Genomic DNA, 21,614 nt, shown 5'->3' with positions numbered 1-21,614 from the left:
TATTACAAAGCCGAAAAACCGACGATACAGACGCCGCCTATCCTTATTGCAAGTTCAGTGACGCAATAGCAATAAGGAAGACAGCAAATGTTCAACAATCAAGAACTGACAATCGAAATGCCCGGTCTGAGAAATTTTGCGCGCCGCCTCACCAAAAACCACCATGAAGCGGATGACCTGCTTCAGTATACCCTTTTACGGGCAATGGAAAAGAAACATTTGTTTCAGGAAAATACAGACCTGTTCAAATGGACATCGAAGATCATGTATAACCATTTTGCATCGGACTATCGCCGCAAGGTCAAATATGAGACGAAATTCGACCCGGAAAGCTATCTTGAGAATGAATCAGTCGATGCGCCTCAGGAAAAGCAGCTCGAGTTGAACGCGGTAACCGAGGCAATGAAAAAGCTTTCTTTTACACATCAGGAAATATTGGTCATGATCTGTGTCCAGGGAATGACCTACCAGGAGGTTGCGGATTGCCTGAATATTGCCGTTGGCACTGTCCGTTCTCGCCTGTCACGGGCTCGAGAGTATTTACAGGAGCTCGTAGAACCTGTTGCCTAGACAGGTAAAGTGGATACCCGGATCAAAAATCCGGGTTCCCGGCCTGTCCGGATGCCCCCGCACTCATATATTTAACAACAGCAGCTTTCAGGTCGATTTCATCAATGGGCTTGGGTAAAAACATATCCATGCCAGCGTCAAGACATTGCGACTTGTCCCCCAACAAGGCGTGGGCCGTCATCCCGATAATCGGTGTGCGATCTATGTCCGTTTCTTCTTCAATTCTCCTTATTAAGCGCGTGCTGGAAAGTCCATCCATTTCCGGCATCTGTATATCCATCAAAATCAGGCCATAATGGTTTTCCTTCCATTGATTAACAGCCTCTAGCCCGGTTCTAGCCACATCAAACTCTACATCCATATCTTCCAGGATATGGCCCAGCACCGTGATGTTCCCTTCATAATCTTCGACCAGTAATGCCTTTGGCGCGCCCTCTATTTGCGCCCTTAATTCATCGATATGTTTTTTTCTGATCCCTTCTTTCTGGCCGCCATCCTTGGAAAAGTCCTCTTTATGAGCGATGAATGGAACGATCAATGAGAACACAGAGCCTTTTCCAGGTTCACTCTTCACCTCGATACTCCCGCCCATTAATCCTGCCAACTTTTTGGAGATTGGAAGACCCAAGCCTGTTCCGCCGAATTTTCGGGAGATACTGGAATCCGCCTGCTTGAAGCGCTCAAAGATCATGTCAATCTGGCTTTCATCTATCCCGATGCCCGTATCCTCGACATCCACACGCAGAACCGAAATACCGCCGAAATCTTCCTTGGCAGCATTGACATATACATGACCGCTCTCGGTAAACTTGACGGCATTGCCGATTAGATTGATCAGAATTTGTCGAATCCGGACCGGATCCCCATAAAATTGCTGAGCCTCCAATCCCTCGAATGAAAAGACAAAATCAAGGTTCTTTTCTTTCATGCGGACTGACATGATGCTGGTAATATGTTCGAATGCATCCTGTAAATTAAACAACGATTCCTCCAGCTCAAGCTCGTCGCTTTCGATTTTTGAAAAATCAAGTATGCTCGAAATAAGATCTTTCAGGCTAATTGAGCTGGAATTCAGTACTTTCACAAGCTTTTGCTTTTTCTCATCCAGCTCGTGAGAATGCTCATTAAGAATTCTTGCCACGCCAATAATAGCTGTCAGGGGCGTACGAATTTCGTGGCTCATATGGGCAAGAAACTCACTTTTAGCTTCATTTGCCTCTTCGGCACGCAATATCGCATCCTGAAGCGACATTTCATACTCTTTCGTAGCGCTAACATCCGTAAGCGCGCCAACAAATCTTAGTGGTTGAGCCTTTCTGTCCCGTATCAGAATCCCCTGCGCCTTTACCCAGATCAGGCGGCCTGACTTATGGCACATGCGAAATGTTGTCGAGTATTCAGACAGCTGTCCGCTGACGTAAAGATTGATATGATTCCAGACTGTCTTTCGCTCCTCCGGATCAAGCTTGTCCGAAAAATCCCCCATCTTTCCCTTGAAATCTTCCGATTCATACCCCAGCATTTCCATGAACTGGTCGGAAAAGAAGACCTCCCCGGATTGAATATTCCAGTCAAGAATGCCGTCCTTAGTGCCTTCAACTGCCAGGCGAAACATTTCTTCTTCAGACATTTGATTGGCTGTGGATTGTCGGGAAGCCTGTTTGAGAAGGAGGACGCTTACAAATGATCCTGAGAACAACATTGCAAGGGAAATAGTAGCCAGCAACCATATAGTGTCCAAACCAGCCATTTCCCCCGGCATTATGGGGAGTACATTTGTCAGCAGAAAAGTCAAACAGACCAAAAACCCTGCTGACAAAGTGGCCATATAGGTCACGAAAATTTTGTCGCGTAGGAACTTCATCTACAAATCTTACTAGAATTGACGTTATTCGACCAACAAAAAACGGCACTTCCATTGAAGCGCCGTTTTATGAGTTTTGCAAAATATCTGCTTTTTTGGTATTCACATTGGAGGCCTGCGCCCGCGAACAAAGTGAATGATTGCCGTAACCACGAATAAAACAATGAACACGACAAACAGAATTTGTGCAATTTCAGCAGATACTGCGGCGACTCCACCAAAGCCCAAAACTGCGGCAATTAGTGCAACCACCAAAAATGTAATAGCCCAACCAAGCATCAGCTCTCTCCTTAATATTTTCTGTTGCGCCATTACCAACGAGGGAGGGAGGATAAAGTTCCATGGAACTAAATATCAACCAAATCCATTTATAATAATAGGAGTGCCAATAGCGGCACGAGATGAAATCCCAAACCTTCACTCATGGAAATGTTGCAGATGAAATGACGTATAGTAATTTTGAAGAGAGCGATATTCAGGCTTATGTTGATAATATGCTGGAACCCCGCGATGCCGACCGCATAAAAAAGATCATAAACCACAACCCCGAGGCAAACCGGCAATATCACAGGTTCGTGCAGCAAAAAAAGATGCTGAGAACCTGGTGGCAAAGGTCGGTAAATTAACAATCTGAGATTTAGTTTTTAGGAAGCGCCAGAAATGTCCCATTGTTTCGTTTGGCTACTTCTCTCATCAAAACGCCAAAGCGCCCTGAAACACCTTGTGAGATAAAGCCGACGGCATGGATTCTGGCAAGGGGCTTGCCATTTATTTTATTGGTATTCAGAAGTTGCAAGCGGTCAATAACATCATTATAGGAGCCGCCCGTGTAATCGTCCCCGAAAATATATATCGAGAGTTTTATGCTGGGGCGGGCGTATTTCTTCAGCGCCACCTCAAGCCCTTCTACCGGGCTACTATTGGAATTGCTCCGCCAGCTGGCGAAGGCTTTGAACACATTATCCCGCCGGTTGGCAGTGTCCGGAATCCATTTCCCGTTATAGGACGAGATTAAATGCACACCATTGTCATTTAGTATCTGGAAGCCTTTCACCTGGGGATGGATAGCGAGGACATTTTTCATTTCCGCCATGACCCTGTTCCAGATCCTCTGCATGCTTCCGGACGTATCGACAATGAACAGGATGTAATCACTGTCCACCGGTATTCCCCCGACTTCATCGTCACGCTTGTTGACAGCCATTTGCGGCCGTATGCTGGCCCGGTTCAACGATTCTTCCACTAATTCCAAACCTTCCAGATCATCCTCAGCCTTCTGATCGGCTGCTGCAGCGGCACTTTTCTGTTCTGCCAGAGCCGCGCGATCCTCTTTCAGCTTATCCAGAAGCTTTTCTTGGCTTTCAATCCGTCCTAGTCGTTGCTCTGCTTCCCGTTCCAGAACGCTGATCGTCCGCTCAACTTCAGTGATCATCGCCAGAACGTCTCTTGCTTCCTCAAGCGTGGCATTATTTACGTCTTCTCCTGTTTTAGAGATGAGGATTAACAGGACAACCGCGCCAAAACCGCAGGAAATCAGGTCAAGAAATGACAGGCTAAAAAGTTCCAATGTCCGATTGCGGCGCTTCATGGCCAGTTTTCCGCCGGACTTATGAGCAGACCCCCTGTCGCATATGTCCATGACCAATAGGACGGCGCTGCACCGGGATCCCCCTCAAGAGGCAATAGAATGACATTCACCGGCACCCCGGCTTGTACACCGTAGTTTCTGACGGTGTACTCAAAAAGCTTCCTTCGGCACTCTCCGGTTATAATTGACGATTTTCCGAATAGGGACGTGCAGCTTGCAAACGGGTTTAAGCTTCCATAGTTTGATTCGCCCTCTGTCGGCAAACCATCCGTAACGACATAATAATTCGTCGGCAAATCAGATTTTTGCTTTGCCGCCTGTAACGCCGCCTCCAGATTTGTTGCATTGGTTGGCACAATCGCATCGATTGACGAGAAGACTTGCTGCACAGAATTCGCGTCCGATCCAGTAAACCAGACAGACGGTCCGATCGCAAAGGCCGTCTCGTTAAACCCGATAAAAATGGCTTTGGAGTTTTTTGGTATCCTGTTCGCGAGCCACTTCACAATCCTTTGTGTCCGCTTCCATTTCGGCCCGTTGATTTTTTCCTGATCCGAACCGGATTTACGCTTGATGATATCGATAAGGTTTTCATCCGTCATCGACGCGCTGGTATCTATGAGAAACGCAATTCGGCGGCCTTCGACCCTCAGCCCGAGCAGATATTCTTCTTCCCCGCCCTTATCGGATTGAACGACATCGGCCTTTTGTGCCAGTGGCTTTTTAAGGATACTCTCTTTCAGGCTGTCTAATTGAGTTACTTTTTCCCTGGTTGTTTCCTCTGTTGCCGCAATCTCCTGTTCAAGCGCCAGCGTCTCTCCTGCCAAGGTGGAAATATCGACCTCAACTTGCTCCTCCTGGCTTTTCTGCTGATCGATAAGTGCCTTGAGCTCCCCTTCCTGTTCCTGACGAAGCGTCAAATACGCCTTCAGGTCATCAAGGTCAAGGGGCGTGTCTTCAGGCTGAAGTTTCAGCAAAATCAAAATCAACACCGCAGCGCCGAGCCCGCAGGCCATGATATCCAGAAAGGAAAGATTAAATCCTTCAGTTGCGCGACGTTTTCTCAGGCTGCACCTATTTGCTGATCCGGTTCAGGAGAAATTTCTCGCAATAGGCCTGGGTCTTGATCAGCTGCCCGTCCTGAAGACCTTGCAATATATGCAGCATCAACATCAAGAAGATCGACAATACCAAGGCCACCAGCGTCGAGTTAAACGCAACACCGAGACTGTCCGTCATCAACGTAATATCACCAGCGAGCGCCTCATCCGCTTGTGACAATGCGGCGCCAATGCCTCTTACGGTCCCGATGAAGCCAATTGAAGGGATGGCCCAAATGACATAGCGGATCATCGTATTTTCCGATTCCTGGCGCATGGCCAAGGCATCAATGCTGAGGGAAATCGCCTCAGACGTGCTGTGCACATCGTCCGTCATCAGATAGCGGCGGATACTCGACAGAAGCGTTTGCACGACTGGGGAAGATGTGAATTTTTCCGGCAGCTTTTCAAATTCCGCCATTGTTTTCCTTAAGGTATCTTTCTCATCCCCCAGACTATTTTCTTCACTGATCAACCCGACATAGTCAATCTTGTCGAGATGGGACTCATTCCAAAGACCCCAGAATTTTCCGGCCATCAAAAGCAGGCACCAGAGCGCTAGCGTAACGCAAGCTTGTTGTTCACCATCCTTCAATATGACCGAAAAAACCTGCGGTGCAGCGGTTCCCGCTGCTCGCGACTGGGAAACCAGCCTCTCCGCATCTGGCGTGATGAAACCGGCATAAATCAACTGCACAGATACGATACTAACGGCCAACAGCACCGTTGCTATGATGACTTTTTTGACCATCTAGATATCCACCGGAAAAGAAACGGGAGAATTCAGGTTGATTTCCGATCCTCCGCTCTGGGCCGTGGCATATTGTAATGTCAGCGCACCAAAAATAGCGACTACTCCAACAATGACCCATCTGGTCTTGTGCTTAAGCCATTTGTTCATTTTGCTTCTCCATATAAAAAGCGTCCCACCCGGAAGCCCACTGTGTCCGAACCTTCTGTTCCGGAACCACGATAAGCCGGCCGGATTTCTGTCAGGGTTCCGCTGGACCAACTCGCCCCCTTGAACATATGCTGATCGCCTCGCTGCTGGCCGAGTGGATCTTTTACAACAGCATCATTTGCGGGCGGAACCAAGCTGTAATAATCATGCACCCATTCCGAAAGATTGCCAAAAACATCATGGAGCCCCGACTTGTCCTCGGCGAAACTTTTCACAGGTGCGACCCCGGCGTACCCATCGACATAATTGGGAACATAGAAGCGAGTTTTCCCATTGGCCGTTTCATCGGCGATATTACCCGCACCTTTCGGGATAACCGGATCGTCCCCCCATGGGAATCGTGTCTGTTTAATGCGTCCGGCTTTTCGCGCCAGCCACTCCCACTCTGCCTCCGTGAGCAAACGATATCCATCGGAATTCGGATCGAACCCCCGATAATTATTGCCGTCGAATTCGTAAAACAGGCTGAGTCCTTCTTTCTTGCTGAGCCAGTTACAATACTGCGCCGCCTGATTCCATGACACATTCGATACCGGCAAAGCGCCCGAACCATTATACGAACGCGCCGAGTTGAATAAGGCGAACTGAGCCTGCGCTACTTCTGTGCTCGACGCATAGAAATGGCGCGTCAGCTTCACGGACCGGATAAATTCATTGGCGCGCTGACCGCTTTCCGACCTCGGCGCACCCAGTGTGATACTGCTTGGCTGAAACAGCACCATTTCCATGCCGACAGAATTGATATATTTCGGCTTTGCCTCGGCAATCTGTGCTGCCTTCTCTGTCTGGAGCGTGATGTGAATCCGTTGAGGGGAATTTGCGGAAGGAACGACGGATTTGGTGACTGTTCTATATCCCTGGCGGATAATCGAAACTTTATGAGTGAAGGACGGCAAGCGAAGCGATAGTGGCGTGTTCCCGACGACCTTCCCGTCAATGTAGACTGCCGCTTCAGGACTGGAGGTAATTCTGACGTCACCGATATTGAGCTTCAGATTGAGGGAGACTTCCGCCTCGTCCCCTGGTTTCAGGATTATCTCCCGCTCTTCCGGTGTATATCCCTTTTTCCTGTAGTCAAGATAGTAGCGCTTATTCGCCGTAAGCCTCTGCTGCCCTTCTGCCGATATGGATTTGCCGTTAAGTGACAACTCTCCCCCGGCAGGAGACACACTCACATTGAGATATGCGGGTCGCAGCTGTAATTGATAGTTACGCGATACAGTACGCTCCTTATTCGTGATCTCAACTTCATCCGTTATGGGCAGATACCCCTCTTTACTGATACGAACGGAATATTTGCCTGCAGGTCTTTTTAAGATAACGGGGTATTCCGCAATATCCTCCCCATCGAAATTCAGATCCGCTCCCACAGGCACAACATTAAGCTCAACCTGTCCCTCAACTCTCGCCAAGGATATTTCGCGAGTTTCCGTTTGTCCCCGTCCTAGTTCAAACTGAAGGGTTTCGGGTTCAAAATACGGATGCTCCAGCTTAATTTCGTATGTCCCCGGCTCCAGCTTTTGATCCAGCGATCTCGATAAAGGCAAAGCCTTCCCATTCAGTTTCCAGGCAACATCGTCATTTAAATCCAAAACAGTCAGGATAAGCCGGGCTTGCAACTCCTGCATTTCAATCAGAGCTGTCTTGCCCTCCTCGCCATTCCCGATAATCCGGCTGACAGGTTCAAACCCCTCTGATGTCACATTGAGGAGCGGGTTGCGGGACAGCGAAAATAATGTGCCTTCCACATAAACGGCGGCCCCCCGCTCAACTGTTATGTCTGCATTGATTGCCGCCGGACCCGGTACGACTTCTATGACAGTCGCTTTGAGCAAGAAAAAGCCTACTATCAAGAGCGTGCCGACAAGCGCAAAAAAAGCCAGCACGCTTATCACAGCAATTTGCTGACGTTTCGCCGCAAGTTCTATCTGACGTTTAAATTCGCTCATCTGTTATGACTTCTATCTCGATCATAGTATCATCCGGATCAATCGTAATCGGCACCAGCTTCGTTTTGAAGCCCTCTCTTTTTCCTTCCAGAATATAGGAGCCCGGTTTTAACCGGATTTTATAGCTGGACACTTGACCAACCCTTCCAACTCCTTTGACTGAAACGGAGGTGATCTCATCGGAGATAATTAGAATATCTATCTGACGGTTCCATCGTTCAATTTCCTTCGCGAGACCCTCTGCTTCCTGCTTTAAGCTTCCACTGAGGGCCCCAAGAACTGCAGAATTCTGCAATGCGTCGAGGGCATCCGTCTTGACAGCGTCGTTCGAGAGTCGCTCGGGCCTGATCATTAAAGCGGCAATCTGCTGCTTTTTGGCAAGGATACTCCGGGATATATCCAGCCCATCTCGCGCGTCTTTACTGTTGGGATAGATCGCCGATGCGTTTTCATATTCCCGCAGCGCGGCTTGCCAGTCATCAGCTTCCATTGCGTTGCCGCCTTTCTGCATAAAATTATCGAATGCTATTTTTTGTTTCAGCGCAACAACCATCCCGGCAAGATTCTTGGTCTCTTCCCTGTTTGGAAAGATAGACTTCGCTTCACTATACGCCGCTTGCAGGCCTGATAAATTGTTTCCCCGGTTTGCATCCAACCCCCTCACCACACTGTCTTCGAAACGGCGTTCGTTAAGAAGGGCTTCTATCTCCGCTATTCGTTCGCGATAAAAACTGCGATCCGGGTCGAGCGCTATAATCTGTTCCGAGAAGCGTTTTTCTGCTTCCAGATTATTTTCAGTACGGGCGACAGAAGCTTGCCTGATGAGTTCCAAAACTTCCGGGAGCGCCTCTATTCTATCTTTCAGATTGAGGGCTTCCTGACTTCTATTGTTCAGCGACAACGCATAATCGATATGTGCCCTTGCTCCCTGAGCATCGTCACTATCATAACTTGCGGCGGCCTCCGTCATCGCCGTACCGAACGCCAATTCAAAATCCCCGACGGCAATGCTCGCAGACTCGATCAAGCGGATAACCTGCTCATAGGCCGCATCAATCGACCCGCTCGCCATTTTGCCAACGACATCATCTTTCAGCGCAATCAGGTCTTCCTGCACGGCTTTATTCCAAGCTGCAAAACCCTCCGTTAGTACGACGGGTTCCAGTGTCTCTTCATACCGCCCGATCAGCGTGATGACTTCCTGACGCTCGTATTGCTGGATTGCTGCCGACTCTTTCTGTTCAGACGACCTCGACTTTTCGGAAGCCTCTTTTTCTTCGTTCTCAACCGGCGTAGCAATATGCGGCGATGTATCATCCGCAGTTTTAAATGGCGAGCCGACAGAAAGGAAAAACAATGCAATTACCAGAACCAATCCGATGACGGTACATATCAACGCAAGTATGAATAGTTTCTGCCTGGACTGTGCGGCCGCTTCTTCAAGTTTTTTTTCAAACATTATCGTTTACTCAAAGCTGCGTTTCCGGCGTTTTTTCCTTTTCGTAAATTTCTTTCAGGAAGGCTCGCCATTCGGCAAACTGCTTTTCCGCATTTCCTGTTATTTTCTTGGTTTCCCCTTCAAATTCGACAACCTGCGGAGCAAGTTCAGAATCTATAGATTCACCAAGCTCTTCAATTGTATTTGCATGAAATTCCAATTCCTTGCTGGTTCTGAAACTTTCGGAAATCATCACGGCGCCGCCGATCCCAGCAGCAATCCCACCTGCCGTCGCAGCCGTGGAACGTCCCGGATTTCCGCTATTCGCACCGCCAACGGCGAGCCCAATAGCGAGGATGGTCAGGAGCCCTCCAACAATCGCTTGTGTAGTTGCTTTTGACTGGGCTTCATCAAGCGCCGTTTCTTCTTTCAGGCCCTGTTCCTGCCAAAGGGCATAGCTGGTGGACATTTCGGCATTAAATTCGGCATAATGGTCCTGCAGGTTGTCGATGAAAAGCTGATCCCTGACGCGGATAGCCCTGATACGGGCGAGCATGGGATCCAACTCACTTGGAAGGCTGACAAGTTCCACCCGTCCGTTTTCTTCCCTGATATATTCAACAAACGCTTCCTCGGAAAAATTAGCTCCGAAGCGCATTTCCGTTACGGACTTCAGAGCGGCAAGATCTGTCGCGTCAGCGTCTGATAAATGCGCCACCAGATCCAGGGCGGCTTCTTCAAAAACAGGCTGATACGGATCCTTGCCTTTGTTTCGATAGGTTTTGTGAAACCTCTCAAGCACCTCATGATCATAGTCTTCGTTATACCAATGCGCGCCGGAAATATCGTAGACATCGATTTCTATTTCCACGTCCTTGCCATTGGATTCAAGGATTTTACCCATTACGTAGAGATCGCCTGTAGCCTCTGAATTCGGCGCAATCCGCACCGCGCCAAAACGACCTGTTTTCTCCAGCTCTTCCTTGAGTTTGAGGGCAAAACGAACAGATTCCGCACGGCGAAGTTCCGGCCAGATCCTCTCCTCCTCCATCTCTTCCGGATCGTCGGGCAAGCCCGGATCGAACACAGGGATTATGATATCCAGTTTTGCTTTCTGATATTGCGGCTGGGATTGTACCGCCGTTTTGACTTCATTCGAGGTTCGCGGCCCGACGCTCGTTGACATTCCGGGCGTGACGCAGCTTGTCACGAAGAAACAAAAGCAAATTGTCCAACCTAGTGTCGCCCTAAACATTTTTTCTCACACCATCGTATCCTGCAATAGGCACTAGCTATCAGATAGGCCTTTATATTTTCTATATTCTTCCCATAAAAGCTCGCGCTTAACCGGATCCGGCTCATTCATGGCAGCTTCACGAATTTTCTTCTGCAATATATTATCGTTATCCGCAGGCGGAATATCTTCCGGTACCTTGCCATTCGCAAGGGTTTCTTGCTGCGGCGTCACAGGAGACTGGGTTTCCTCTCCCTCAACCGTTTTTGCCGGCTGCTCAGCTTGGTTTTGAGAAGGTAAAGGCTCTGAACCTTCTATTCCGGAAGAAGCGGAGGACATACCGGATCCACCAGCGCTGCCTCCTGCAGCGCCGTCACCTCCACCACCGCCCGAAGAGGCGCTATTGTTTTTTTGGCTCACGCAACCGTCATACCTGTTCAGCGATTCATAGAGTGCCTGATCCATTTCGGCAATTATCTCGTCTTTCGTCTTTCCGCTGGATTTGTCGTAATCGACCCCAGCCTCAGAGCAATCCTGTTCCGATCCGGCTTCGCTTGCACGTGAAAATGATGCCGAAGTCAGCGCCAGAACGGCAGAAACAGCTAACACTGATGTCAGATATAACCTTATGCGCATTGCAATATTCACTTCAAAACATCCAAATTAGTAATTCAAGATTGCTTATTTATATATAACGGTCAACCATCACGGGATATTTTTGCGCGATCGCATTCTACCACCTATCCAACGGCACCAATTAGGAGGGAGGTACATCCGGCAATGCAGCCAGCGTCGCCAGTTTTCCCCGGCCTCATCGCGTAAGGCAGTGTATACCTTCACCGATATCGTTTCCATCATATATAGTTTAAACGAACGAAGGCTCGCTTTCCGTCGCGGTAAGTGCTGCGCCCGCAGGGCCAATAGCGATCTCCAAAAGCATATCAATGCCATTGAAATGTGATTAAGCTACTTCGCAGGGAACTTAAGCGGGAGCGCCAAAAGTGCAGCAACTTCACTTCGAGCATATACTTCTGGACACCGGCTGGGCGGAAGGAATGACCCTGGAGATAGACCCGTCCGGATATATCCTGTCTATCGAAAGAACGATGAATAAAGAGACGGGCGAGACTATCACCGGCGCAACGATCCCAGGAATGCCCAACCTGCATAGCCATGCATTTCAAAGGGCAATGGCCGGACTGGCGGAAAAGCGGGCGTCCCCGACTGACAGTTTCTGGAGTTGGCGCAAGGTCATGTACGGCTTTCTGGATATGTTGGAGCCTGAAGACATAACCGCAATCACGGCGCAGCTTTACAAGGAATTATTGCGCGGCGGCTACACTGGCGTTGCAGAATTTCATTACCTCCATCATAGCCGGAGCGGGCAACCCTATGGGGACAAATCGCTTATGTCTCAGGCCGTTATTGAAGGCGCAAAAGAAGCGGGAATGCCAATCACCCTGCTGCCTGTCTTTTATGCTCATGCCGGGTTTGGGGGCCTTCCGCCAGAACCCGGGCAGCAGCGCTTTATCAACAAACTCGATCGTTATCAGGAGTTGTTCTGTGCGTTGCAATGCATTGAGAAGCAGGACCCCGGCCTCACCCTCGGCATTGCCCCCCATTCCCTGCGCGCCGCGACGAAAGACGAAATCGATGAACTTCTGAAGCTTTCCCCGGAATCGCCATTCCACATACATATCGCCGAGCAGCAAAAAGAAATAGAGGATTGTATTGCTTCATACGGCAAACGTCCTGTCGAATGGCTGTATGAAAATTTCAATGTTGACGATCGCTGGTGTCTGGTGCACGCGACCCATATAACGGACGCGGAGATTACTCAAATTGCAAAAAGCAGGGCCGTCGTCGGACTATGCCCCCTGACCGAAGCCAACCTCGGCGATGGTATTTTTCCAGCGAAACGCTTCATCTCAGAAGAAGGAAGTTTCGGAGTAGGCTCCGACAGCAATATCTGCCTGAATGCCGCGCGAGAACTTGAAAGCCTGGAATATGGTCAACGGTTGCTCCATCAGGAACGCAACGTACTGACCTCCAAAACACTGCCTAACGTCGGCCGTTTTTTATATGAAAAGTCTATGTCCGGTGGCGCCCGCGCTCTTGGCCAGCCTATTAGCGGCCTGCAGGTGGGCGCACGCGCGGATTTTATCGTATTGAATTTGCAGCATCCGGATTTTTACGGTCGTGCTCAGGAAAACTTTCTTGATATTCTGCTATTCTCAGCCGCAGCAGATTTCAAAACCGATGTGTACATAGCCGGTGAGAAAATTGTGAAGCAGGGCCAGCATAAACGTGAAGAGGAAATCACGCGCACTTACAAGGCACGCATGAGCAAGCTGCTCGCTAGCTTGTAAGAAATCCGACTTCCTGCTTCACGTGGGTCAAGCTCATCAGCCGCGTTCAAAAACAGCGGCCAGCCCCTGTCCTCCACCAATGCACATGGTCTCAAGGCCATATTTAGCGTCCCGCCGCTCCATCTCTCTGAGCAGTGTCGCAAGGATACGTCCACCGGTCGCGCCGACTGGGTGGCCGAGAGAAATACCTGAACCATTTACGTTCATACGCTCAAAGTCCGACTCAGCCAGCCCCCAATCCCGCGTACAGGCCAGTACCTGCGCCGCAAAGGCCTCATTCAATTCAATCAGATCTATATCCTTAAGGCCGAGCTCCGCTCTTGCGAGAGCCTTGGCTGTTGCGGGCACAGGTCCGATTCCCATAATCTCCGGGCCGACCCCGGCTACCGCCCAGCTAACCAGGCTGCCGTATATTTTCAGGCCCAATTCTTCAGCAATGGCGCGGGTCGTGACCACGCATGCAGACGCGCCGTCATTCTGTCCGCTTGCATTACCAGCCGTTACGGTCGACTCTGAATCAGACCTGCTGAGGATTGGGCGAAGCTTCGAGAGACTTGCCAGGTCGGCTTCCGGACGGGGATGCTCATCCTTGGTAACGATGGTTTCACCTTTCCGGCTATGCACTGTGACTGGAATAATCTCGTCATCAAAGCGACCGGCGTTCTGTGCGGCGACAGCGCGGCGGTGAGACTCGACGGCAAATTTGTCCTGCTCCTCTCGCGGAACACTATGGCTCCGACGCAGATTTTCCGCAGTTTCCAGCATTCCGCCTGGCACCGGGAAATTAATCCCGCCTGCGGTAACACGCCCGCGTGCCAGAGCATCATGAAATGCAAGAGATGTACCCTTGATACCCCATCTTCCCGCTGTAGAATAAAAAGGGGCGTTGGACATGGATTCTGCGCCGCCCGCAATAACGACAGACGAGGCTCCCGTCGCGACCTGCATCACGCCATTGATAATAGCCTGCAGGCCGGATCCACACCGGCGATCCAGTTGATATCCACCAATTTCAATTGGCAGCCCCGCATCCAGACCAACAACCCGCCCCAAGGCCGGCGCATCCATGGACGGATAGCACTGCGCAAAGATAACATCTTCAACCCGTTCAGAAAGACCCTCACATCGATCCAGCAGCCCGCTAATAACGATGCGGCCAAGCTCTTGGGCATGCAAGTCCTTAAACTGACCGCCAAATCGGCCAACAGGGGTACGAACAGGTTCACAGATAACAACGTCTTTAAGCATTATTTTTTTCCTTATTGCTTCAAATGCTGAAACTAGTATCCCCACGTTGTACGAGAGACATCCAAAACATGCAAACGTACTTTATCAAGTATAGGTTGGCAGTCGTGGCAATGCAGACTTGGAGAGAAGCTCCTACCCTGGTTGTATCGTTGCTTCCAAGTTGCAGCATTTTATTTGCATACCCACCGTCTGAGGTTAGAGGGTATGCAAATAGGTAATTCTTTCTAGATCGGACAGTCTTTGCGGAAATTCGGCGCGCGCTTTTCACGGTGGGAGGCACCCCCTTCCTTCACATCCTCGCCCATGAAGCCAAGCATTTCGAGCGCAGTAGACGCATCAAATATCGGTCCTGCCCCGACGCAGCCCGTTATTCAGTGAGTATTTTGTCCAGCGGATGGCGCTTTGAGAACCATTGGCAAGGTCCGTTGCGATACCGAGCGCTGTTTCCTGCAATTCTTCATCTTCAACGCACAAAGAAACCAGCCCAATCCGCTCTGCTTCCTCACCCGATACAGGCTTGCAGGTCAGTAAATAATATTTGGCTTTTGCCGTGCTGCAAAGGAGTGGCCAGACGATTGCGGCCACATCACCGACCGCAACACCCAGTCGGGGATGGCCATCGACAATTTTCGTGCGCTTACCCGCAATAGAAATATCGGCCAGTATACCGACGACCACCCTGTACCGGCCGCAAGGCCATTGATTGCGGAAATGATTGGTTTATTGCAATTGATGATATTGTATACGAAATCCTTCGCTTCCTTCCAGGTTGTCATGATCTCATCGAGATTTCCCGTCATTTTTTCGATCAACCCGAAATCACCTCCGGCCGAAAAGTCGAATTTCAACTTGTTGTAACTGGAGTATCGATCAGTCATTTTATTCGTTCTTCTTTTCTATTAAGCCACCACTGTCTATGACATTTTGTAAAACGAGTTGTGTTCTTCCAAAGGTCATTCCGGAAAATGCACGAGCTTCAATTTGATCGGCGGATTCATACCGCCAACTTCCGGAAACCTATGGTTCCTTGATCAGAACATTACCAACAAAAGCGCAACTTATATCAGCCGTATGGGTCTTATACGAACAGATAAAGAGGCCATCCAGAAAGATATGGAAACGGTTCTCGACTATTTCCCAGTTCTGAAAGATCGGCTGCACATGCCGGCGAATTAACTGAGCGGGGGACAGAAGCAAATGCTGGCAGTAGGTCGCGCTTTGATGGCCTCGCCAAAGCTTCTCCTGCTAAGTAAACCGTCTATCGGACTGGCGCCCTCCGACGCGGCCAGCTCGACCTGCATAGCTTTATAAAGTTTAAGGCAATTTGAACTGTAGATAATATTTGTTTGTCTTTTCAGTCTACTAGTCCGTGAGCTACGCCAAAATTTCGCCCTAATTCAAGTGCTTACTATGTGACAGCAGCGCATTACTGGTTTTGCTTCATTCGATAACGAGTTCACCCTTATCCCCAATAGTGTTTCCAATCGTTCCTATGAAAAGGTCGATGTGAAGCCGGTCGTATAGAGCTAGCGACCCTGTAGTGATGCGCAAGAGTCTTGATGAGTTAGTCAACAGAAAACAAAGCAGATGGAAAAGAAATACTATCCGATCATTGCGGCGCGTAACATCGCCATCACAATGCTCATTGCATTGTCGCCGTTCATGGCGTCAGCACAGACATCCGCAACGGGTTCAGGCCCTGCTGATGCTAAGCCCGTTCCTTCGCTAGAGGCCGAAGTTGTGACTGTTACGCCGGAGGGACTTTTCAATTCCGTGGTGGAGAGGGCCCGCGAGTTGGCAGCCAAGCCTTATGCTGAACCGGTGCAGACGCTCAATGGCAAACTTGGCGATCTTACGTATGAGGATTTCCAGAAGATCCGATTCCGCAAAGAAGCGGCATTGTGGCAGAATCAGACGCTTTTCGAGGTGCAATTCTTCCATCCCGGATTTCTGTATAAGTCGCCAGTTGGGATAAATGTGTTGGAGGACGGTAAGGTGTCCCCTCTGCCGTTCAACAAAGCATCTTTCCGCTATGACGGCGAGGGACTGGAAGAACAGGTTCCGGATGATCTGGGATATGCTGGCTTCCGAATCCAGTACCCGCTCAATAATCCCGATTACAAGGATGAGTTAGCGGTATTTCTGGGCGCATCCTATTTCCGGTTACTGGCGCAGAATCAATATTATGGCCTGTCTGCGCGCGGTTTGGCAGTAGATACCGCCCTTCCGAAAGGCGAGGAGTTCCCCTCCTTTCGTGAATTCTGGTTGGTCAAGCCGACCAAGGAAGCCACAAGCATGGTGGTTTTTGCCCTTCTCGACAGCCCATCGATTGCGGGCGCCTATAAATTTGTCATCAAGCCGGGTACGCGCACGGTGGTGGATGTCAATACTGAGTTGTTCCCGCGCGAAAGCGGTCATCAGATCGGTATTGCGCCCCTCACCAGCATGTTCCTCTATGGAGAAAATAGCACGCGGCATTTCGACGACTTCAGGCCGGAGGTTCACGATTCTGACGGTCTGCTAATGCATACTGGAAGTGATGAGTGGATTTGGCGCCCGCTGACGAACCCACGGCAGTTAAACGTCAGCGCCTTCATGGATTATGATCCCAAGGGCTTCGGGCTCATGCAGCGCGACCGGGACTATAACAATTACATGGATTTCGAGACCCATTATCACCAACGGCCCAGTTTGTGGGTGGAACCGCATGGTGGAGGATGGGGCAAGGGTAGTGTCCGGCTAGTGGAGATTCCGACCGATGAAGAGGTGAATGATAACATCGTGGCTTTCTGGGTGTTTGACCAGAAGTCCAGCACCGATAGACCCCTACAATTGGCCTACCGGATAACCAGCCTGAACAATTTGGATCTGCCCAATCATATGGCGCGGGTCCTGCGCACCCGCACCGGGTGGGGCGGTATTCCCGGCGCCAACCCGCCGCAACCCAGAAGCGTTCGGCGCTTTATGATCGATTTTCAGGGTGGCGATCTTTCTACCCTGCATCCGGAACAGCCGGTCAAACCTGAGATTCAAACCACACATGGTAAGATCGAGGACTTAGTGCTGCACAAGCTGCCGGGCACCGATATCTGGCGCTTATCATTCCGGCTGCAAGAGACCGGGGAACTAAAGGCCGATATGCGTGTTTATCTTACATTGAGGGGGAAGAGGCTGACCGAAACCTGGAGCTATCTCTATGAGCCTGTTAATGCCAAATAAGCGGAAAAACACATCTATCGCCTCGACAGGAGATACTCAGGGGGATCGGTTCTCCATTCCGTTCGGGTTGGAAAGACGCATCCTTTTCTTCACGCTGGTAGTGCTGACCGCTGGCCTTTCTTGCCGTATGATGTTCGACATCCTGGTGGCAAATGGGATGACGCTAATCGAGTTGATGATTCTCGTCCTTTTCACCATCACCTTTTCCTGGCTAGTGATCTCTTTCTGGTCCGCAGTAATGGGCTTCATCTGCCACCTCCTTAAGATCGACCCGCTGTCCCTCCGCCGCCGCATCAATGCGAAAGGCTTGATCGAGCATTCCCTCACGACACAGACCGCCATCGTGATGCCTGTTTATAACGAGGATCCGGAGCGCGTTTTCGCTGGCCTGGAAGCAACATATCGATCGCTCATGGAAACCGGTAAGGGCGAGCATTTCCATTTCTTTCTCCTAAGTGATACCCGCGACGAAGGCATTGCTCAGGCCGAAGAAAGGGGCTGGTGCGAACTGGTAGCACGCTTGAATGCAGAAGGCCGCTTCTTCTATCGCCGCCGCGAAGACAACAGCGGCAAGAAGGCCGGTAATATTGCGGATTTTTGCCGCCGATGGGGTCGCGCCTATGACCATATGCTGGTACTGGACGCCGATAGCGTGATGAGTGGCGAGACCATCGTGACCTTGACCGGCGCCATGGAAACCAATCCGGACTCCGGCATCATACAAACGGTGCCAATGCCAGTGCGGCAAAAGACATTTTTTGGACGCTACGTGCAGTTCGCTTCCCGGCTTTACAGCCCCATGTTGGCAACAGGGCTCAGCTTCTGGCAGATGAAAGAATGCAACTACTGGGGTCATAACGCCATCATCCGTCTGCAGGCTTTCTCCAACCATTGCGGTCTGCCCACATTGCCAGGAAAGGCACCCCTTGGCGGCGATATCCTGTCCCATGACTTTGTAGAGGCCGCGTTGATACGCCGGAGCAACTGGCATGTCTATCTTATGGCGGACCTGCGAGGGTCCTATGAGGAACTGCCAGGCAACCTTCTCGAGTATGCCAAGCGAGACAAGCGCTGGGCACAGGGTAATTTGCAGCATCTCAAACTCTTGGGTGTGCGCGGTCTGCACGGTATCAGCCGACTGCATTTCACCATGGGCGCACTGGCCTATGTGTCATCGCTTTTATGGCTATTGCTGCTGGTACTGACGACCATTGACGGGGTGATGCGCGCCGTCATTCCGCACAATTTCTTTGGCAACGGTCGGCAGCTGTTTCCTGACTGGCAAGTGGTGGAGTATGGCAAGATTGTCTCCCTGTTCACGCTGACGGTGATCATGCTGATTGGCCCCAAAATTGCCGGTCTGTTACTGACGCTGTCCAACAGTCAGGAACGCCGCGGTTTCGGTGGCGGTATCCGTCTCGTCATCAGCGCCATACTTGAAACCACATTCTCTATTTTCCTGGCGCCTGTAATGATGTGCCTGCACGCCTATTTCGTCCTGACCACGCTTGCTGGCCGTGTCGTATCTTGGGATGCCCAGAACCGCGAGAGCGTATATTTGTCGTATAGAGATGCGTCCCAAAGCCTCTGGGTGCCCACTATCGCAGGCATCGTCTGGGCAATTATCGCCTGGATTTGGGTGCCGGATCTCTTTTACTGGCTACTGCCGGTGACACTCGGCATGATGATCGCCATTCCACTGGCCGTCTGGTCGTCCTGTACCGGCTTGGGAAATGGTCTGCGCACTTATGGCTTTCTGCTCACGCCAGAGGAAGTAAATCCCCCGACTGTGCTGGAAAAGCTGGAGCAATGCCTGGAACGGACTAAGACCCGCCAGCGCGTAACCTCCATTCGAGCTACGATGGCGCCTCAGGAAGTGCAGAGTGAGATGAGCCCGGCGTCGATCTCCTATTACACTCAGGATTTCGAGAACTGGATATGGCGACTGATTACAGACCGTCAGCGTGGTCGCCCCACTATGAAAACCAAAAATGAATGAAAGTCAGCTTGCCTGAATCTCTTCGTATTTACCCGCGCGGATATAGGCAAGTTCGCGCAGTAATTTTGTCGTCGGGCGTAGTGCAAAGAAAATTGACCCAATCAGAAACATCCAAGTGCCGATAAATATCGTACTCTCATAAAAAAAGAGGATACTCCCGCCGACAAAGAATATCGCCGCAGAGAAATCAACGATTGTGTATATCAGCGCATAAAAAGCATAGATTTCTGTGTTTTTTTTGCTGCATGTATGGTTATTCGGATCAAACAATTTCATAATTCATCCTCCGCCGCCAGACTAGGAAGAACGGCTTACTCTCCTAAAATTACCCACGCCATCGAAATTAAAAGGCGTATCATTCCCATAATTCGCGTCACACATTTCGAATTCTTTGTATGAACTCTGTGAACATCGACAACAAGCGATCTAGCAATCGAACCTACTTCATCAGCGCTGTAACCTAAACGAAAAGTTAGTAGGAATGGCTATTTCTGTCGGAAATCGGTGAGGCCGTGCTGCCAGAAGAAAACGAACTCGTCTCAGTATTATGTACAAGGCTCTCTGTTAAGCAGCGCCAAGCTGCTGCCCCCCCCCCCGCCATCTGCGACATCTCGTTGAAGCTTGAATATTTCTCATACTGTTTTTTGACATTAGCTCAACAGTCAGCTCAAAAACATTGTCCCTTTGACAGGCGTCTATTCTATCTTTCTATATTCTACTCATGTCCTGTATGTCTTTTTTGACGTTAATCATGACCCTGTCAGGACAATCAAGTATACGGCAGTATGCGATTGTTCAGGCAGCCGTGAAAGGAGCCAGGTTTGCGTTACTCCGCATTCAAACTGTTGATAGAAGGATTGCGGGGTCAATCCGGATGGAAGCCCGTCTGGCGCGATCCCGAGCCACAGACCGAGTATGACTATATTATTGTTGGCGGCGGTGGCCATGGCTTGGCAACGGCACATTATCTGGCAAAGATCTACAAGAAATCGCGGATTGCCGTGCTGGAAAAGGGCTGGATCGGCGGCGGCAATGTTGGTCGGAATACAACGATTATCCGATCCAACTATCTGCTTGACGGGAACGAGCCTCTCTATGAATTCTCTTTGAAGCTCTGGGAGGGGTTGGAGCAGGACCTCAATTACAACACTATGGTCAGCCAGCGCGGCATTCTCAATCTTTGTCACAGCGACGCGCAACGCGATGCCTACCGGCGGCGTGGTAATGCAATGCTCCTGAATGGCGCGGATGCGGAACTGCTCGACCAAAATCAGGTGCGTGAGATGGTCCCCTTTCTCGATTTTGAGAATGCGCGGTTTCCCATCAAGGGCGGGTTGTTGCAGCGACGCGGCGGCACCGTGCGTCATGATGCCGTTGCCTGGGGCTATGCCCGCAGCGCAGACAGCCATGGGGTAGACATCATCCAGAATTGCGAGGTGACAGGGTTCAGGGTCGAGAAGGGCACGATCAAAGGGGTCGAGACGAGCCGTGGATATATCGGCGCAAAAAAGGTCGGCGTGGCGGTCGCGGGCAGCTCCTCTCGCGTCATGGCGATGGCAGGACTCCGACTGCCGATCGAAAGCCATGTTCTGCAGGCCTTTGTCTCCGAAGGACTGAAGCCAGTGATTCCGGGGGTTATCACTTTCGGCGCCGGACATTTTTATGTCAGCCAGTCGGACAAGGGCGGGCTCGTCTTCGGCGGCGATATCGATGGCTATAACAGCTATGCCCAGCGCGGCAACCTGCCGGTAGTGGAGGATGTGCTGGAAGGCGGCATGGCGCTGATGCCGATGATCGGCAGGGCACGGCTCCTGCGAATGTGGGGCGGACTTATGGATATGTCGATGGATGGTTCCCCCTTCATCGATAAAACCCCGATAGAGGGACTCTATTTCAATGGTGGTTGGTGCTATGGTGGGTTCAAGGCAACGCCGGCCTCCGGCTATGTTTTTGCGCATCTGCTGGCAACAGACACGCCGCATGAAACAGCGACCGACCTGCGGCTGGACCGTTTTCGGACCGGCGCCATGATCGATGAAAAGGGCGTTGGCGCCCAGCCGAACCTGCATTGAGGC

At 50.6% G+C, this 21,614-nt stretch carries 18 protein-coding genes; 5 read left to right on the top strand and 13 right to left on the bottom strand.

The features are described 5' to 3' along the window. Positions 1–87: 87 nt before the first annotated feature. Positions 88–570, top strand: coding sequence for a sigma-70 family RNA polymerase sigma factor (locus tag AACZ19_RS09770; protein WP_339633404.1), 483 nt, complete (start codon positions 88–90; stop codon positions 568–570). 22 nt (positions 571–592) lie between these two features. On the opposite strand, the gene AACZ19_RS09765 is transcribed toward AACZ19_RS09770, so the two are convergent. The 10 genes from AACZ19_RS09765 to AACZ19_RS09720 form a co-directional block, all read right to left on the bottom strand. Next, on the bottom strand, positions 593–2,200 hold the full coding sequence (locus AACZ19_RS09765; RefSeq protein ID WP_339633402.1) for an ATP-binding protein: 1,608 nt from the start codon (positions 2,198–2,200) through the stop codon (positions 593–595). A gap of 336 nt (positions 2,201–2,536) precedes the next feature. Beyond that, a complete protein-coding gene (locus AACZ19_RS09760; protein ID WP_339633400.1) occupies positions 2,537–2,713 on the bottom strand; it encodes a DUF1328 domain-containing protein in 177 nt (58 codons plus the stop codon). 358 nt (positions 2,714–3,071) lie between these two features. Continuing rightward, complete coding sequence (locus tag AACZ19_RS09755) at positions 3,072–4,022, bottom strand: hypothetical protein (RefSeq protein ID WP_339633398.1); 951 nt, start codon at positions 4,020–4,022, stop codon at positions 3,072–3,074. Next, a complete protein-coding gene (locus tag AACZ19_RS09750; RefSeq protein ID WP_339633396.1) occupies positions 4,019–5,038 on the bottom strand; it encodes a hypothetical protein in 1,020 nt (339 codons plus the stop codon). Before AACZ19_RS09750 ends, AACZ19_RS09755 begins: the two co-directional genes overlap by 4 nt. 58 nt (positions 5,039–5,096) lie before the next feature. Further along, positions 5,097–5,873: a MotA/TolQ/ExbB proton channel family protein gene (locus AACZ19_RS09745; RefSeq protein WP_339633394.1), complete on the bottom strand. Its 777-nt coding sequence runs from the start codon at positions 5,871–5,873 to the stop codon at positions 5,097–5,099. Continuing rightward, positions 5,874–6,023, bottom strand: coding sequence for a hypothetical protein (locus AACZ19_RS09740; RefSeq protein ID WP_339633392.1), 150 nt, complete (start codon positions 6,021–6,023; stop codon positions 5,874–5,876). Next, a complete protein-coding gene (locus AACZ19_RS09735) occupies positions 6,020–8,032 on the bottom strand; it encodes an SUMF1/EgtB/PvdO family nonheme iron enzyme (protein WP_339633390.1) in 2,013 nt (670 codons plus the stop codon). The genes AACZ19_RS09740 and AACZ19_RS09735 overlap by 4 nt, the downstream gene beginning before the upstream one ends. Then, positions 8,019–9,491 carry a hypothetical protein gene (locus AACZ19_RS09730; protein ID WP_339633388.1) on the bottom strand — a complete coding sequence of 491 codons (1,473 nt, stop codon included), beginning with the start codon at positions 9,489–9,491 and terminating at the stop codon, positions 8,019–8,021. The genes AACZ19_RS09735 and AACZ19_RS09730 overlap by 14 nt, the downstream gene beginning before the upstream one ends. Positions 9,492–9,501: 10 nt before the next feature. After that, positions 9,502–10,656, bottom strand: a complete 1,155-nt coding sequence (locus tag AACZ19_RS09725; protein WP_339633386.1) for a hypothetical protein — start codon at positions 10,654–10,656, stop codon at positions 9,502–9,504. Between the two features lie 102 nt (positions 10,657–10,758). Beyond that, entirely contained in the window at positions 10,759–11,352 is a 594-nt protein-coding gene (locus AACZ19_RS09720) for a hypothetical protein (RefSeq protein WP_339633384.1), read from the bottom strand. 353 nt (positions 11,353–11,705) lie between these two features. On the opposite strand from AACZ19_RS09720, the gene AACZ19_RS09715 reads away from it, so the two are divergent. Next, positions 11,706–13,073, top strand: coding sequence for a formimidoylglutamate deiminase (locus AACZ19_RS09715; RefSeq protein WP_339633381.1), 1,368 nt, complete (start codon positions 11,706–11,708; stop codon positions 13,071–13,073). A gap of 36 nt (positions 13,074–13,109) precedes the next feature. Here the strand turns inward: AACZ19_RS09715 and AACZ19_RS09710 are convergent, their stop codons facing one another. After that, the gene (locus AACZ19_RS09710) at positions 13,110–14,321 is read right to left on the bottom strand and encodes an acetyl-CoA C-acetyltransferase (protein WP_339633379.1); all 1,212 of its coding nucleotides are present in this window, start codon (positions 14,319–14,321) and stop codon (positions 13,110–13,112) included. A gap of 336 nt (positions 14,322–14,657) precedes the next feature. Continuing rightward, positions 14,658–14,999, bottom strand: coding sequence for an enoyl-CoA hydratase-related protein (locus AACZ19_RS09705; RefSeq protein WP_339633377.1), 342 nt, complete (start codon positions 14,997–14,999; stop codon positions 14,658–14,660). A 909-nt stretch (positions 15,000–15,908) separates the two neighbouring features. Here AACZ19_RS09705 and AACZ19_RS09700 point away from each other — a divergent pair. Further along, complete coding sequence (locus AACZ19_RS09700) at positions 15,909–17,540, top strand: glucan biosynthesis protein (protein ID WP_339633375.1); 1,632 nt, start codon at positions 15,909–15,911, stop codon at positions 17,538–17,540. Beyond that, a complete protein-coding gene (gene mdoH / locus AACZ19_RS09695; RefSeq protein WP_339633372.1) occupies positions 17,518–19,539 on the top strand; it encodes a glucans biosynthesis glucosyltransferase MdoH in 2,022 nt (673 codons plus the stop codon). The genes AACZ19_RS09700 and mdoH overlap by 23 nt, the downstream gene beginning before the upstream one ends. Before the next feature lie 3 nt (positions 19,540–19,542). Here mdoH and AACZ19_RS09690 read toward each other — a convergent pair whose 3' ends face one another. Further along, positions 19,543–19,815, bottom strand: a complete 273-nt coding sequence (locus AACZ19_RS09690) for a YrhK family protein (protein WP_339633370.1) — start codon at positions 19,813–19,815, stop codon at positions 19,543–19,545. A 545-nt stretch (positions 19,816–20,360) separates the two neighbouring features. Here AACZ19_RS09690 and AACZ19_RS09685 point away from each other — a divergent pair. Continuing rightward, positions 20,361–21,611, top strand: coding sequence for a sarcosine oxidase subunit beta family protein (locus AACZ19_RS09685; RefSeq protein WP_339633368.1), 1,251 nt, complete (start codon positions 20,361–20,363; stop codon positions 21,609–21,611). The last annotated feature ends 3 nt before the right edge of the window (positions 21,612–21,614 follow it).

It is taken from the genome of uncultured Sneathiella sp. (genome assembly GCF_963973085.1).
GTDB lineage: Bacteria > Pseudomonadota > Alphaproteobacteria > Sneathiellales > Sneathiellaceae > Sneathiella.
Note: the sequence above shows the minus strand (reverse complement) of the source record. Positions and strands in the feature narration are given on the sequence as shown.

Excerpts from the sequence above, each read along its gene's own strand:
- AACZ19_RS09770 (WP_339633404.1), top strand. The coding sequence starts at position 88 with ATGTTCAACAATCAAGAACTGACAATCGAAATGCCCGGTCTGAGAAAT.
- AACZ19_RS09765 (WP_339633402.1), bottom strand. The coding sequence starts at position 2,200 with ATGTCTGAAGAAGAAATGTTTCGCCTGGCAGTTGAAGGCACTAAGGAC.
- AACZ19_RS09760 (WP_339633400.1), bottom strand. The coding sequence starts at position 2,713 with ATGCTTGGTTGGGCTATTACATTTTTGGTGGTTGCACTAATTGCCGCA.
- AACZ19_RS09755 (WP_339633398.1), bottom strand. The coding sequence starts at position 4,022 with ATGAAGCGCCGCAATCGGACATTGGAACTTTTTAGCCTGTCATTTCTT.
- AACZ19_RS09750 (WP_339633396.1), bottom strand. The coding sequence starts at position 5,038 with ATGGCCTGCGGGCTCGGCGCTGCGGTGTTGATTTTGATTTTGCTGAAA.
- AACZ19_RS09745 (WP_339633394.1), bottom strand. The coding sequence starts at position 5,873 with ATGGTCAAAAAAGTCATCATAGCAACGGTGCTGTTGGCCGTTAGTATC.
- AACZ19_RS09740 (WP_339633392.1), bottom strand. The coding sequence starts at position 6,023 with ATGAACAAATGGCTTAAGCACAAGACCAGATGGGTCATTGTTGGAGTA.
- AACZ19_RS09735 (WP_339633390.1), bottom strand. The coding sequence starts at position 8,032 with ATGAGCGAATTTAAACGTCAGATAGAACTTGCGGCGAAACGTCAGCAA.
- AACZ19_RS09730 (WP_339633388.1), bottom strand. The coding sequence starts at position 9,491 with ATGTTTGAAAAAAAACTTGAAGAAGCGGCCGCACAGTCCAGGCAGAAA.
- AACZ19_RS09725 (WP_339633386.1), bottom strand. The coding sequence starts at position 10,656 with ATGTCAACGAGCGTCGGGCCGCGAACCTCGAATGAAGTCAAAACGGCG.
- AACZ19_RS09710 (WP_339633379.1), bottom strand. The coding sequence starts at position 14,321 with ATGCTTAAAGACGTTGTTATCTGTGAACCTGTTCGTACCCCTGTTGGC.
- AACZ19_RS09700 (WP_339633375.1), top strand. The coding sequence starts at position 15,909 with ATGGAAAAGAAATACTATCCGATCATTGCGGCGCGTAACATCGCCATC.
- mdoH (WP_339633372.1), top strand. The coding sequence starts at position 17,518 with ATGAGCCTGTTAATGCCAAATAAGCGGAAAAACACATCTATCGCCTCG.
- AACZ19_RS09690 (WP_339633370.1), bottom strand. The coding sequence starts at position 19,815 with ATGAAATTGTTTGATCCGAATAACCATACATGCAGCAAAAAAAACACA.